General features: G+C 61.4%; 12 protein-coding genes. 11 read left to right on the forward strand and 1 reads right to left on the reverse strand.

The window, feature by feature from the left end; genetic code table 11:
- Window positions 1-117: 117 nt before the first annotated feature.
- The 6 genes from dnaJ (at window position 118) to N805_RS25870 (ending at window position 7,759) form a co-directional block, all read left to right on the forward strand.
- Complete coding sequence (gene dnaJ, locus N805_RS25845) at window positions 118-1,245, forward strand: molecular chaperone DnaJ (protein ID WP_019470445.1); 1,128 nt, start codon at window positions 118-120, stop codon at window positions 1,243-1,245.
- A gap of 13 nt (window positions 1,246-1,258) precedes the next feature.
- On the forward strand, window positions 1,259-2,062 hold the full coding sequence (gene dapB / locus N805_RS25850) for a 4-hydroxy-tetrahydrodipicolinate reductase (RefSeq protein ID WP_019470446.1): 804 nt from the start codon (window positions 1,259-1,261) through the stop codon (window positions 2,060-2,062).
- Window positions 2,063-2,389: 327 nt separating this feature from the next.
- Entirely contained in the window at window positions 2,390-3,526 is a 1,137-nt protein-coding gene (gene carA, locus N805_RS25855) for a glutamine-hydrolyzing carbamoyl-phosphate synthase small subunit (RefSeq protein WP_016501647.1), read from the forward strand.
- Between the two features lie 105 nt (window positions 3,527-3,631).
- The gene (gene carB / locus N805_RS25860) at window positions 3,632-6,853 is read left to right on the forward strand and encodes a carbamoyl-phosphate synthase large subunit (RefSeq protein WP_019470447.1); all 3,222 of its coding nucleotides are present in this window, start codon (window positions 3,632-3,634) and stop codon (window positions 6,851-6,853) included.
- Window positions 6,854-6,855: 2 nt separating this feature from the next.
- Window positions 6,856-7,332, forward strand: coding sequence for a transcription elongation factor GreA (gene greA / locus N805_RS25865; RefSeq protein WP_024717413.1), 477 nt, complete (start codon window positions 6,856-6,858; stop codon window positions 7,330-7,332).
- Window positions 7,310-7,759: a hypothetical protein gene (locus N805_RS25870; RefSeq protein ID WP_019470448.1), complete on the forward strand. Its 450-nt coding sequence runs from the start codon at window positions 7,310-7,312 to the stop codon at window positions 7,757-7,759. The genes greA and N805_RS25870 overlap by 23 nt, the downstream gene beginning before the upstream one ends.
- A 12-nt stretch (window positions 7,760-7,771) precedes the next feature.
- On the opposite strand, the gene N805_RS25875 is transcribed toward N805_RS25870, so the two are convergent.
- Complete coding sequence (locus N805_RS25875; RefSeq protein WP_016489174.1) at window positions 7,772-8,080, reverse strand: YhbY family RNA-binding protein; 309 nt, start codon at window positions 8,078-8,080, stop codon at window positions 7,772-7,774.
- Between the two features lie 102 nt (window positions 8,081-8,182).
- Between N805_RS25875 and rlmE the strand changes: the two genes are divergently transcribed.
- The 5 genes from rlmE (at window position 8,183) to tpiA (ending at window position 13,954) form a co-directional block, all read left to right on the forward strand.
- Window positions 8,183-8,809, forward strand: a complete 627-nt coding sequence (gene rlmE / locus N805_RS25880) for a 23S rRNA (uridine(2552)-2'-O)-methyltransferase RlmE (protein WP_019470449.1) — start codon at window positions 8,183-8,185, stop codon at window positions 8,807-8,809.
- A 202-nt stretch (window positions 8,810-9,011) separates the two neighbouring features.
- Window positions 9,012-10,916 (forward strand): ATP-dependent zinc metalloprotease FtsH, encoded by a 1,905-nt coding sequence (gene ftsH, locus N805_RS25885; RefSeq protein ID WP_019470450.1) that lies wholly within the window; start codon window positions 9,012-9,014, stop codon window positions 10,914-10,916.
- A gap of 8 nt (window positions 10,917-10,924) precedes the next feature.
- Complete coding sequence (folP, locus tag N805_RS25890; RefSeq protein WP_016489172.1) at window positions 10,925-11,776, forward strand: dihydropteroate synthase; 852 nt, start codon at window positions 10,925-10,927, stop codon at window positions 11,774-11,776.
- A 16-nt stretch (window positions 11,777-11,792) separates the two neighbouring features.
- Window positions 11,793-13,133 carry a phosphoglucosamine mutase gene (gene glmM, locus N805_RS25895; RefSeq protein ID WP_019470451.1) on the forward strand — a complete coding sequence of 447 codons (1,341 nt, stop codon included), beginning with the start codon at window positions 11,793-11,795 and terminating at the stop codon, window positions 13,131-13,133.
- Between the two features lie 65 nt (window positions 13,134-13,198).
- Window positions 13,199-13,954 (forward strand): triose-phosphate isomerase, encoded by a 756-nt coding sequence (gene tpiA / locus N805_RS25900; RefSeq protein ID WP_019470452.1) that lies wholly within the window; start codon window positions 13,199-13,201, stop codon window positions 13,952-13,954.
- Window positions 13,955-13,957: the final 3 nt, after the last annotated feature.

Consider the following 13,957-nt stretch of genomic DNA (forward strand, 5'->3'; position numbering starts at 1 on the left):
GTTGGCGTATCTGGAATTCGAGAATTTTTACAGCATCTGTCAGCCACCTTGGGTGGCGCAGGCAGGTGCTGACGGCGCGGCGCAGATGCCAGACGCCCAACAAGGTGCAAATGACCTATGTCCAAGCGTGATTACTATGAGGTTCTGGGTGTCGAGCGCGGCGCCAGTGAAGCTGACCTCAAAAAGGCTTATCGCCGTCTGGCGATGAAGTACCACCCGGACCGCAACCCGGGTGACAAAGAGTCGGAAGACATGTTCAAGGAGGCCAACGAGGCCTACGAAGTGTTGTCTGATGCCAGCAAGCGCGCGGCGTTCGACCAGTATGGCCATGCGGGTGTCGACCCGAGCATGGGCGGTGGCGGTGCCGGTTTCGGTGGCGCCAACTTCTCCGACATCTTCGGTGATGTATTCAGCGACTTCTTTGGTGGCGGCGGCCGCGGCGGCGGACGTGGCGGTGCCCAGCGCGGCAGCGACCTGCGCTACACCCTGGAGCTGAACCTGGAAGAAGCGGTGCGTGGCACCACGGTCAGCATCCGTGTGCCTACCTTGGTCAACTGCCAGCCTTGCGATGGCTCTGGTGCCAAGAAGGGTTCGACCCCGTCCACCTGCCCGACGTGCGGTGGTATCGGCCAGGTGCGCATGCAGCAAGGCTTCTTCTCGGTGCAGCAGACCTGCCCGCGCTGCCATGGCCAGGGCAAGATCATTACCGACCCGTGCGCCTCGTGCCACGGCGAGGGCCGTGTCGAGGAATACAAGACGCTGTCGGTCAAGGTGCCGGCAGGCGTCGATACCGGCGACCGCATCCGCCTGTCGGGCGAGGGCGAGGCCGGTACCCATGGTGGCCCGACTGGCGACCTGTACGTGGTGATCAGTGTGCGTGAGCACGAGATCTTCCAGCGCGATGGCAAGCACCTGTACTGCGAAGTGCCCATCAGCTACACCGATGCCGCCCTGGGTGGCGAGCTGGAAGTGCCGACCCTCGATGGTCGCGTGAAGCTGAAAATTCCGGAAGGCACCCAGACTGGCAAGCAGTTCCGTCTGCGTGGCAAGGGTGTGGCGCCGGTGCGCGGTGGTGGTGCGGGCGACCTGCTGTGCCGTGTGGCGGTGGAAACCCCGGTCAACCTCAGCCGCCGTCAGCGCGAGCTGCTCGAAGAGCTGCGTGATTCGCTGGAAGGCGACAGCTCCCACTCGCCCAAGGCCAGTGGCTGGTTCGATGGCGTGAAGCGCTTCTTCGGCGATCTCTGACAAGGAACAGGCTATGCGACGTATTGCAGTGATGGGTGCGGCAGGGCGTATGGGCAAGACCCTTATCGAAGCCGTGCAACAAACGCCAGGTGCCGGGCTGACGGCGGCGATCGATCGCCCGGATAGCTCGCTGGTTGGGGCTGACGCCGGTGAGCTGGCGGCACTGGGCCGGATCGGCGTGCTGTTGTCCGATGATCTGGTCAAGGTCGCCGATGAGTTCGATGTGCTCATCGACTTCACTCACCCTTCGGTGACCCTGAAAAACCTTGCATTTTGCCGCAAGCACGGCAAGGCGATGATCATCGGCACCACCGGTTTTACAGCTGAAGAGAAGCAGCTGTTGGTCGAGGCCGGCAAGGACATTCCAATCGTCTTCGCTGCCAACTTCAGCGTGGGTGTGAACCTTAGCCTGAAGTTGCTGGACATGGCCGCGCGGGTGCTGGGTGATGATGTCGACATCGAGATCATCGAGGCGCACCACCGGCACAAGGTCGATGCACCATCGGGTACTGCGCTGCGCATGGGTGAAGTGGTTGCCAATGCGCTGGGCCGAAACCTGCAGGAAGTGGCCGTGTATGGCCGCGAGGGGCAGACCGGTGCGCGTGATCGCAAGACCATCGGCTTTGCGACTGTGCGTGCCGGTGATGTGGTGGGTGACCACACTGTATTGTTCGCTGCCGAAGGCGAGCGCCTGGAAATTACCCACAAGGCCTCCAGCCGCATGACCTTCGCCAAGGGCGCCGTGCGTGCGGCGCTGTGGCTGGATGGGCGCGAGCCTGGCCTGTACGACATGCAGGATGTGCTCGAGCTGCGCTAAGCCGTTCGAGTGGTGTTGGTTTCTTCGCGGGCTTGCCCGCTCCCACAGGTATTGCGCCGGTCTCGGGGCGTGTGGTGGTCCTGTGGGAGCGGGCGAGCCCGCGAAGAAGCCACCGCCGATGTCAGTCTGTCGCATTGATGTGTTTTAGAGACACATATGCGGTAGACCGAAAACGCACTTTTCTGTAAGCTACAGCTTTAGTGTGTCCACTAAAAGCGCGCAGCGAATTGAATTCAGCACATGAAAGCGGGGTGACGTGTCCATACGTCACTCCGCTTTTTTGCAACCTGCGATCGCCCTTTCATGCTTGATTTACGGGAGGTCTTCTTGACAAAGCCAGCCATACTCGCCCTTGCCGACGGCAGTATTTTTCGCGGTGAAGCCATCGGTGCCGACGGTCAGACCGTTGGTGAGGTGGTATTCAACACCGCTATGACCGGCTACCAGGAAATCCTTACAGACCCTTCCTACGCGCAGCAAATCGTTACCCTGACCTATCCGCACATCGGCAACACCGGTACTACGCCGGAAGATGCCGAGTCGAACCGTGTCTGGTCCGCTGGCCTGGTCATCCGTGACCTGCCGCTGCTGGCCAGCAACTGGCGTAACACCCAGTCGCTGCCTGAGTACCTCAAGGCCAACAACGTTGTTGCCATCGCTGGCATCGACACCCGTCGCCTGACCCGTATCCTGCGTGAAAAGGGCGCCCAGAACGGTTGCATCCTCGCCGGTGACAACATCAGCGAAGAAGCCGCCATCGCCGCCGCCCGTGGCTTCCCTGGCCTGAAGGGCATGGACCTGGCCAAGGTCGTTTCCACCAAAGAGCGCTACGAGTGGCGCTCCAGCGTGTGGGAGCTGAAAACCGACAGCCACCCGACCATCGAAGCCGCCGACCTGCCTTACCACGTGGTCGCCTTCGACTACGGCGTCAAGCTGAACATCCTGCGCATGCTGGTTGCCCGTGGCTGCCGCGTGACCGTGGTGCCGGCCCAGACCCCAGCCAGCGAAGTGCTGGCACTCAACCCGGACGGCGTGTTCCTGTCCAACGGCCCGGGTGACCCCGAGCCGTGCGACTACGCCATCCAGGCGATCAAGGAAATCCTCGAAACCGAGATTCCGGTATTCGGCATCTGCCTCGGCCACCAGCTGCTGGCCCTGGCCTCCGGCGCCAAGACCGTGAAAATGGGCCATGGTCACCACGGTGCCAACCACCCGGTCCAGGACCTGGACAGCGGCGTGGTCATGATCACCAGCCAGAACCACGGTTTTGCTGTTGACGAAGCTACCCTGCCGGGCAACGTTCGCGCCATCCACAAGTCGCTGTTCGACGGCACCCTGCAGGGTATCGAACGCACCGACAAGAGCGCGTTCAGCTTCCAGGGCCACCCTGAAGCGAGCCCTGGCCCGACCGACGTCGCGCCACTGTTCGATCGTTTCACCGATGCCATGGCCAAGCGCCGCTGAGCATCCTGCTTCAAGGCCCCGGGCCGGCTCGCGCCGCGCCCGGAAGCGCCTGACCCAGATTGTTCAAAGCGGCTTGCCGACTGACCCCGGATTTGAGTGACCACCATGCCAAAACGTACAGACATCAAAAGCATCCTGATTCTCGGTGCCGGCCCGATCGTGATCGGCCAGGCCTGCGAATTCGACTACTCCGGCGCCCAGGCCTGCAAGGCCCTGCGCGAGGAAGGGTTCCGCGTCATCCTGGTGAACTCCAACCCAGCCACCATCATGACCGACCCGGCCATGGCCGACGCCACCTACATCGAGCCGATCAAGTGGCAGTCGGTGGCCAAGATCATCGAGAAAGAGCGCCCGGACGCCGTCTTGCCGACCATGGGTGGCCAGACCGCACTGAACTGCGCCCTGGACCTGGAGCGCCACGGCGTTCTGGAGAAGTTCGGCGTAGAGATGATCGGTGCCAACGCCGACACCATCGACAAGGCTGAAGACCGTTCGCGCTTCGACAAGGCCATGAAAGACATCGGCCTGGAGTGCCCGCGCTCCGGTATTGCCCACAGCATGGAAGAGGCCAATGCGGTCCTCGAAAAGCTCGGCTTCCCGTGCATCATCCGCCCATCGTTCACCATGGGTGGCACTGGCGGTGGTATCGCTTACAACCGTGAAGAATTCGAAGAAATCTGCACCCGTGGTCTGGACCTGTCGCCGACCAAAGAGCTGCTGATCGACGAATCGCTGATCGGCTGGAAAGAGTACGAGATGGAAGTGGTCCGCGACAAAAAGGACAACTGCATCATCGTCTGCTCGATCGAAAACTTCGACCCGATGGGCGTGCACACCGGTGACTCGATCACCGTTGCTCCAGCGCAGACCCTGACCGACAAGGAATACCAGATCATGCGCAACGCCTCGCTGGCGGTGCTGCGTGAAATCGGTGTTGAAACCGGCGGTTCCAACGTGCAGTTCGGTATCTGCCCAGACACCGGCCGCATGGTCGTCATCGAGATGAACCCGCGTGTATCGCGTTCGTCCGCCCTGGCTTCCAAGGCTACCGGCTTCCCGATCGCCAAGATCGCCGCCAAGCTGGCCATCGGTTACACCCTCGACGAACTGCAGAACGACATCACCGGCGGCCGCACCCCGGCTTCCTTCGAGCCGTCGATCGACTACGTCGTCACCAAGCTGCCGCGCTTTGCCTTCGAGAAGTTCCCGAAAGCCGACGCCCGCCTGACCACCCAGATGAAATCCGTGGGTGAAGTGATGGCCATCGGCCGTACCTTCCAGGAATCCCTGCAGAAAGCCCTGCGCGGCCTGGAAGTCGGTGCCTGCGGTCTGGACCCGAAAGTCGACCTGGCCAGCCCGGAAGCTGCCGGCATCCTCAAGCGTGAGCTGACCGTGCCGGGCGCCGAGCGTATCTGGTACGTGGCTGACGCCATGCGTTCGGGCATGACCTGCGAAGAAATCTTTGCCCTGACCGGCATCGACATGTGGTTCCTGGTGCAGATGGAAGATCTGATCAAGGAAGAAGAGAAGGTCAAGACCCTGGCCCTGTCGTCGATCGACAAGAGCCTGATGCTGCGCCTCAAGCGCAAAGGTTTCTCGGACCAGCGCCTGGCTGTGCTGCTGGGTATCACCGACAAGAACCTGCGCCGTCACCGTCACAAGCTCGAAGTGTTCCCGGTGTACAAGCGCGTCGACACCTGCGCTGCCGAGTTTGCCACCGACACCGCCTACCTGTACTCCACCTACGAGGAAGAGTGCGAGGCCAACCCGTCGACCCGCGACAAGATCATGATCCTGGGTGGCGGCCCGAACCGTATCGGCCAAGGTATCGAGTTCGACTATTGCTGCGTGCACGCCGCCCTGGCGCTGCGTGAAGACGGTTACGAGACCATCATGGTCAACTGCAACCCGGAAACTGTCTCCACCGACTACGACACCTCCGACCGCCTGTACTTCGAGCCACTGACGCTGGAAGACGTGCTGGAAGTGTGCCGCGTCGAGAAGCCGAAAGGCGTGATCGTGCACTACGGCGGCCAGACCCCGCTGAAACTGGCCCGTGCCCTGGAAGAAGCCGGCGTACCGATCATCGGTACCAGCCCGGACGCCATCGACCGCGCCGAAGACCGTGAGCGCTTCCAGCAGATGGTTCAGCGCCTGAACCTGCTGCAGCCGCCAAACGCTACCGTGCGCAGCGAAGAAGAAGCTATCCGCGCTGCGGGCAGCATCGGTTACCCGCTGGTGGTGCGCCCGTCGTACGTACTGGGCGGCCGCGCCATGGAAATCGTCTACGAACTGGACGAGCTCAAGCGCTACCTGCGTGAAGCGGTGCAGGTGTCCAACGACAGCCCGGTACTGCTCGACCACTTCCTCAACTGCGCCATCGAGATGGACGTGGATGCGGTGTGCGACGGCACCGACGTGGTGATCGGCGCCATCATGCAGCACATCGAGCAGGCCGGCGTTCACTCCGGTGACTCGGCGTGCTCGCTGCCACCTTACTCGCTGAGCAAGGAAGTGCAGGACGAAGTCCGCGTACAGGTCGCCAAAATGGCCCTGGAGCTGGGCGTTGTCGGCCTGATGAACGTGCAGTTGGCCCTGCAGGGCGACAAGATCTACGTGATCGAAGTCAACCCGCGCGCCTCGCGTACCGTGCCGTTCGTGTCCAAGTGCATCGGCACCTCCCTGGCCATGATCGCCGCCCGCGTAATGGCTGGCAAAACCTTGAAAGAGCTGGGCTTCACCCAGGAAATCATCCCGAACTTCTACAGCGTCAAGGAAGCCGTCTTCCCGTTCGCCAAGTTCCCGGGGGTTGACCCGATCCTCGGCCCTGAGATGAAATCGACCGGTGAAGTCATGGGTGTCGGTGACACCTTCGGTGAGGCGTTCGCCAAAGCCCAGATGGGTGCCAGCGAAGTGCTGCCGACCGGTGGTACCGCGTTCATCAGCGTGCGTGACGACGACAAGCCACAAGTGGCTGGCGTTGCCCGCGACCTGATCGCCCTGGGCTTCGAAGTGGTTGCAACTGCTGGCACCGCCAAGGTTATCGAAGCGGCGGGCCTGAAAGTGCGCCGTGTGAACAAGGTGACGGAAGGCCGCCCGCACGTGGTCGACATGATCAAGAACGACGAAGTGTCGCTGATCATCAACACCACCGAAGGCCGCCAGTCGATTGCCGATTCCTACTCGATTCGTCGCAATGCGCTGCAGCACAAGATTTACTGCACCACTACCATTGCGGCCGGTGAAGCCATCTGCGAGGCGCTGAAATTTGGTCCGGAAAAGACCGTTCGTCGCCTGCAAGATCTGCATGCAGGACTGAAAGCATGAGCATTACCAAGTACCCGATGACCGTCCAGGGCGCTCGCGCCCTGGAAGAGGAGCACCTGTTCCTGAGCAAGACCGAGCGCCCGCGCCTGAGCCAGGCGATCGGTGAAGCGCGCGAGCTGGGCGACCTCAAGGAAAACGCCGAATACCATGCTGCCCGTGAAGAGCAGGGCATGGTCGAGGCGCGTATCCGCGATATCGAAGGCCGTCTGCAGAACTCGGTCGTGATCGACGTGACCACCATCCCTCACACCGGCAAGGTGATTTTCGGTACCACCGTGGTACTGGCCAACACCGAAACCGATGAAGAGGTGACCTACCAGATCGTCGGCGAAGATGAAGCCGACGTGAAGCAGGGCAAGCTGTCGAGCGGCGCACCCATTGCCCGTGCCATCATTGGCAAGGAAGAAGGTGACACCGTCGTCGTCAAGACGCCTAGCGGCACGGTCGAGTACGAGATTGTCGAAGTCAAGCACATCTGACCGGCGCCTGCGGGCGCCATCCCTGGAGGGGATCCTCTGGCAACTGGCCCAGGTTTTCTGGGTCGGTGGCCTGTGGGTGTTCCATGTGGGGCTGGTGCCTGCGCTCAAGGTCAGTGGCCTGGCGCCGCTGCTGGTGCAGGATATCGCCGGGCAGATCGACCGCTGGTTGATCGGCGTGGCGTTGCTTGGCTTGTTGACCCAGCTGGCAGTGCTGGCAAGGGTGGACGGCCTGGCGGCCTGGTGGCGGCAGTTCCGTGGCCAGATGCTGTTGCTCGGCTTCGGTGCCTGCGTGGGGTATTACACCTTGCGCTACGGTATTTCGGTGGGCGAGCGCTGGCAGATGTTCTGCTTCCTGGTGCTGGGCTTTTCCGGCATCGTGCTGGTGGCCCAGCCGGTGCCGGTCAGGGCGCGTTCATCGCGCCACTGACCGGAGCCACCGTTACTTGTAACGGTGGATGTTGGACAGCTGCTTGTTCGGCTGTGGGTTCTTGCGGTAGATCAGTGCTTTCTTGCCGATGGTCTGCACCAGCTCGGCACGGCCGGCCTTGCACAGCTCGGCAATGGTGGCGGCACGTTCTTCGCGGTCTTCCGAACGAATTTCGACCTTGATCAGCTCATGGTCGACCAGCGCGCGCTCCAGTTCGGCGACTACGCCTTCATTCAGACCGTTCCCGGCAACGATCAGGACCGGCTTCAGGTCATGACCAATGGACTTGTATTGCTTCTTCTGCTCGTTATTGAGCGGCATAATCTGACCCTTTCCGTCTGATTCTGTAAAATTGACCGGCATTTTACCCGAGGGCCACCGGCTCCGCCCAGTCAATCACGACGCATATCATCGAGGTGCCCCGTGGTACAACGTTCCAAAAGCAGCGCAAACTGGCTGCGAGAGCATTTTAACGACCCTTTCGTCAAACAGGCGCAGAAGGATGGCTATCGCTCGCGTGCGAGCTACAAACTGCTGGAGATCCAGGAAAAGGACCGCCTCATCCGCCCGGGCATGAGCGTAATCGACCTCGGCGCGGCGCCAGGGGGCTGGTCGCAGGTGACCAGTCGTCTGATTGGTGGCCAGGGGCGCTTGATCGCTTCCGACATCCTGGAAATGGACTCCATCCCCGACGTGACCTTCATCCAGGGTGACTTCACCGACGATGCAGTGCTGCAGCAGATCCTGGCGGCGGTCGGTGATTCGCACGTAGACCTTGTGATTTCCGACATGGCCCCCAATATGAGTGGTACGCCCGAAGTGGACATGCCGCGCGCCATGTTCCTCTGCGAGCTGGCGCTGGATCTGGCAACCCGCGTGCTGAAGCCCGGCGGCGATTTCCTGATCAAGATTTTCCAGGGTGAAGGCTTTGATATGTACCTGAAGGATGTGCGCACCAAGTTCGACAAGGTGCAAATGCGCAAGCCGTCTTCTTCGCGGGACCGTTCCCGTGAACAGTACCTGTTGGGCAAAGGTTTCAAAGGCGTTTGAACAGCGTGCTGCGGGTGGTCGATAGTTATTTCCAATCGGCCGTCCCGTCTGGATCGTCCGAACTTCGTGTAGTCTAGCTTTCACAAAGGGTTACAGACGGTGCCTGCGGCTGCGTAGGTAATGTAGTAAGTTAGGGCGATGAATATCATGCGAGGCACGGCTGCGTCGTGCGCCGGCCTCAGAGGGTAGCGAATTGAACGACATGGCAAAGAATCTGATCCTGTGGTTGATCATCGCAGCTGTCCTGGTGACAGTGATGAACAACTTCTCCAGCCCTAACGAGCCGCAGACCCTCAACTATTCCGACTTCATCCAGCAGGTCAAGGATGGCAAGGTCGAGCGTGTGACCGTCGACGGCTACATCATTACCGGCAAGCGCGCTGACGGCGACAGCTTCAAGACCGTGCGCCCGGCCATTACCGACAATGGCCTGATCGGTGACCTGGTCGACAACCACGTGGTTGTCGAAGGCAAGCAGCCAGAGCAGCAGAGCATCTGGACGCAATTGCTGGTCGCCAGTTTCCCGATCCTGGTGATCATTGCCGTGTTCATGTTCTTCATGCGCCAGATGCAAGGCGGTGCAGGTGGCAAGGGCGGGCCGATGAGCTTCGGCAAGAGCAAGGCACGCCTGCTGTCCGAAGACCAGGTCAAGACCACCTTGGCCGACGTTGCAGGTTGCGACGAAGCCAAGGAAGAAGTGGGCGAGCTGGTCGAGTTCCTGCGCGATCCGGGCAAGTTCCAGCGCCTGGGTGGCCGTATCCCGCGCGGTGTGCTGATGGTTGGCCCGCCCGGTACCGGTAAGACCTTGCTGGCCAAGGCTATCGCGGGCGAAGCAAAAGTACCGTTCTTCACCATTTCCGGTTCGGACTTCGTGGAAATGTTCGTCGGTGTTGGTGCCAGCCGCGTTCGCGACATGTTCGAACAGGCCAAGAAGCACGCCCCGTGCATCATCTTCATCGACGAGATCGACGCCGTTGGTCGCCACCGTGGCGCCGGCATGGGTGGCGGTCACGACGAGCGTGAGCAAACCCTCAACCAGTTGCTGGTGGAGATGGACGGCTTCGAGATGAACGATGGCATCATCGTCATTGCCGCTACCAACCGCCCTGACGTACTCGACCCGGCGCTGCTGCGCCCTGGCCGTTTCGACCGCCAGGTGGTGGTAGGCCTGCCAGACATCCGCGGTCGCGAACAGATCCTCAAGGTACACATGCGCAAGGTGCCGATTGGCGAAAACGTCAACCCGGCGGTGATTGCCCGTGGTACCCCTGGCTTCTCCGGTGCCGACCTGGCCAACCTGGTCAACGAGGCCTCGCTGTTTGCCGCGCGTTCCAACAAGCGCCTGGTCGAAATGAAAGAGTTCGAGCTGGCCAAGGACAAGATCATGATGGGCGCCGAGCGCAAGACCATGGTCATGTCCGAGAAAGAAAAGCGCAACACTGCCTACCACGAGGCCGGTCATGCCATTGTGGGTCGCCTGGTGCCTGAGCACGACCCGGTCTACAAGGTTTCGATCATTCCGCGCGGTCGCGCCCTGGGCGTCACCATGTTCCTGCCAGAAGAAGACCGCTACAGCCTGTCCAAGCGTGCGCTGATCAGCCAGATCTGCTCGCTGTACGGTGGCCGTATCGCCGAAGAAATGACCCTGGGCTTCGATGGCGTCACCACCGGCGCTTCCAACGACATCATGCGGGCCAGCCAGATCGCTCGCAACATGGTGACCAAGTGGGGCCTGTCGGAAAAACTCGGCCCGCTGATGTATGCAGAAGAAGAGGGTGAGGTGTTCCTGGGTCGTAGCGCGGGCAGCCAGCATGCCAGCGTGTCCGGCGAGACTGCCAAGCTGATCGACTCCGAAGTACGCAGCATCATCGACCAGTGCTACGCCACTGCCAAGCAGTTGCTGATCGAGAATCGCGACAAGCTGGAAGCGATGACCGAAGCGCTGATGAAGTATGAGACCATTGATGCCGACCAGATCGATGACATCATGGCTGGCCGTACGCCACGCGAACCGCGTGACTGGGACGATGACAAGCATTCGGGCACCCCTGCTGCCCAGGATGATCGCCCTGAGTCGCCAATTGGCGGTCCGGCAGCTCAACACTAAGGGCGTCTATGAGCTCAGTGCAGTACCCGACCCGGTTGCCTTGCGGCAACCGGGTTCTTGATTTGTCGCGTACCCATGTCATGGGTATTCTCAATATCACCCCCGATTCCTTTTCCGATGGCGGGCGCTTCAGCCAGCGCGACGAGGCCCTGCGCCATGCCGAAGCGATGGTCGCGGCCGGCGCCACGCTGATCGACATCGGCGGTGAGTCCACGCGCCCCGGCGCGCGGGCGGTATCGGTGACCGAGGAGCTGGAGCGTGTGGCGCCGATGGTCGAGGCCATCAACAGCCGCCTCGACGTCGTCATTTCGGTCGATACCTCCACGCCTGCCGTCATGCGTGAATCGGCGCGCCTCGGTGCCGGGTTGATCAATGACGTACGTGCCCTGGAGCGTGATGGCGCCCTGGACGCCGCTGCGGATACCGGGCTGCCGGTGTGCCTCATGCACATGCGCGGCGAGCCGGGCAACATGCAGGACGACCCGCATTACGATGATGTGACCGCTGACGTCACGCGTTATCTTGAACAGCGGATGGCTGCCTGCGCTGCCGCGGGCATCGACGCGAACAGAATCATCCTTGACCCGGGCTTTGGTTTCGCCAAGACACTGGCGCACAACCTGAGCCTGTTCAAGCACATGGAAGCACTCTATCGCCTTGGGCGCCCGCTACTGGTGGGCGTATCACGAAAGAGCATGATCGGCCTGACGCTGGAACGTCCGGTCGGCGAGCGCTTGTACGGCAGCCTTGCGCTGGCGGCGTTGGCCATGACCAAGGGGGCGAGCATCCTGCGTGTCCATGACGTGGCTGAAACTGTCGATGTGGTGCGCATGATTGCTGCGGTACAAAACGCCGAATAAGAACATTGGAGTCCCTATGAGCAGAAAATATTTTGGTACCGACGGCATTCGTGGCCGAGTCGGCGAATTCCCGATCACGCCTGACTTCATGCTGAAGCTTGGCTGGGCGGCCGGCATGGCCTTCCGCAAGCAGGGCCATTGCCGGGTGCTGGTGGGCAAGGACACGCGTATCTCTGGTTACATGTTCGAGTCTGCGCTCGAAGCCGGCCTGGCCGCGGCGGGTGCCGACGTCATGCTGCTGGGGCCAATGCCGACGCCGGCCATCGCCTACCTGACGCGCACCTTCCATGCCCAGGCGGGCATTGTCATCAGTGCCTCGCACAATCCGCACGAAGACAACGGCATCAAGTTCTTCTCGGGCCAGGGTACCAAGCTGCCGGACGAAGTCGAACTGATGATCGAAGAACTGCTCGATCAGCCGATGTCTGTTGTCGATTCGGGCAAGCTGGGCAAGGTTTCGCGCATCAACGATGCTGCCGGCCGCTACATCGAGTTTTGCAAGAGCAGCGTGCCTAGCAGCACCAGCTTCGACGGCCTCAAACTGGTGGTCGATTGCGCCCACGGTGCAACCTACAAGGTGGCGCCAAGCGTGTTCCGCGAGCTGGGTGCCGATGTGACCGTGCTGCATGCGCAGCCGGATGGCCTGAACATCAACGAAGGCTGCGGCTCGACCCACATCGAATCGCTGCAGGCTGCCGTACTGGTTGGCCATGCCGATCTCGGCATTGCCTTCGACGGTGACGGCGATCGCGTGTTGATGGTCGACCATACTGGCGCCATCGTCGACGGTGACGAGCTGCTGTTCATCATTGCCCGCGACCTGCACGATCGTGGCAAGCTGCAGGGCGGGGTAGTGGGTACGCTGATGAGCAACCTGGGCCTGGAGCTTGCGCTGAAGGACCTGGATATTCCGTTCGTGCGGGCCAAGGTGGGTGACCGCTACGTGATGGCCGAGCTGCTGGAGCGTGAGTGGCTGGTCGGTGGTGAAAACTCCGGGCACGTCGTGTGCTGCAACCACACCACCACCGGTGACGCGATCATTGCCGCGCTGCAGGTGCTGATGGCGCTCAAACGCCGTGGCGAAACCCTGGCGCAGGCCCGTCAGGCCCTGCGCAAGTGCCCGCAGGTGCTGATCAACGTGCGTTTCGGTGCCAGCAAGGTCGACCCGCTGGAGCACCCTGCAGTCAAGGAAGCCAGTGCCAAGGTGACCGAGGCCCTGGCGGGTCGCGGCCGTGTTCTGTTGCGCAAGTCCGGTACCGAGCCGTTGGTGCGGGTCATGGTCGAGGGCGAAGACGAAGGCCTGGTGCGCATGCACGCTGAAGCGTTGGCCAAACTGGTCGGCGAAGTTTGTGTCTGAAGGCGCTTGCCAGCGCAGATCTGGTTGGGTAAGATCTGCGCCCACTTTGACCGACGAGGTAAAGCATGCGTCGCCCTATGGTAGCTGGTAACTGGAAGATGCACGGTACCCGCGCTAGCGTCGCTGAGCTGACCGAAGGCTTGAGCAATCTCGCCTTGCCGCGCGAAGTGGAAGTCGCAGTATTTCCGCCGGCCCTGTTCATCAATCAAGTGATCGATGGCCTGGCAGGTAAAGAAATTACTGTCGGCGCACAGAATTCTGCTGTACAACCCGAACAGGGTGCGCTGACCGGGGAAGTTGCTCCGGCGCAGCTGGTCGAGGCAGGTTGCAAGTTGGTGTTGGTTGGTCATTCGGAGCGTCGCCAGATCATTGGTGAAACTGACGAAGTGCTCAATCGCAAGTTTGCAGCGGCCCAGGCCAAAGGTTTGAAGCCAGTGCTTTGCATCGGGGAAACCCTTGAAGAGCGCGAGGCTGGCAAAACGCTCGAAGTTGTCGGGCGTCAACTAAGCAGTATCATCGAGGCATTCGGTGTTACGGCTTTTGCCAATGCAGTAATTGCCTATGAGCCTGTATGGGCCATCGGCACCGGCCTGACGGCCACGCCACAGCAGGCCCAGGATGTGCACGCCGCCATCCGCGGCCAGCTGGCGGCAGAAGATGCTGAAGTGGCTGCGAAGGTGCAGCTGCTCTACGGCGGCAGCGTGAAGGCGGCCAATGCGGCCGAACTGTTCGGCATGCCGGATATCGATGGGGGTCTCATTGGTGGGGCTTCCCTGAACGCAGACGAATTCGGTGCAATTTGTCGCGCCGCAGGAAACTGAACA

Source organism: Pseudomonas putida S13.1.2 (genome assembly GCF_000498395.2).
Lineage (GTDB): Bacteria > Pseudomonadota > Gammaproteobacteria > Pseudomonadales > Pseudomonadaceae > Aquipseudomonas > Aquipseudomonas putida_Q.

Coding starts and splice junctions, on each gene's coding strand:
- dnaJ (WP_019470445.1), top strand. CDS start 118: ATGTCCAAGCGTGATTACTATGAGGTTCTGGGTGTCGAGCGCGGCGCC.
- dapB (WP_019470446.1), top strand. CDS start 1,259: ATGCGACGTATTGCAGTGATGGGTGCGGCAGGGCGTATGGGCAAGACC.
- carB (WP_019470447.1), top strand. CDS start 3,632: ATGCCAAAACGTACAGACATCAAAAGCATCCTGATTCTCGGTGCCGGC.
- N805_RS25875 (WP_016489174.1), bottom strand. CDS start 8,080: ATGCCGCTCAATAACGAGCAGAAGAAGCAATACAAGTCCATTGGTCAT.
- ftsH (WP_019470450.1), top strand. CDS start 9,012: ATGGCAAAGAATCTGATCCTGTGGTTGATCATCGCAGCTGTCCTGGTG.
- folP (WP_016489172.1), top strand. CDS start 10,925: ATGAGCTCAGTGCAGTACCCGACCCGGTTGCCTTGCGGCAACCGGGTT.
- glmM (WP_019470451.1), top strand. CDS start 11,793: ATGAGCAGAAAATATTTTGGTACCGACGGCATTCGTGGCCGAGTCGGC.
- tpiA (WP_019470452.1), top strand. CDS start 13,199: ATGCGTCGCCCTATGGTAGCTGGTAACTGGAAGATGCACGGTACCCGC.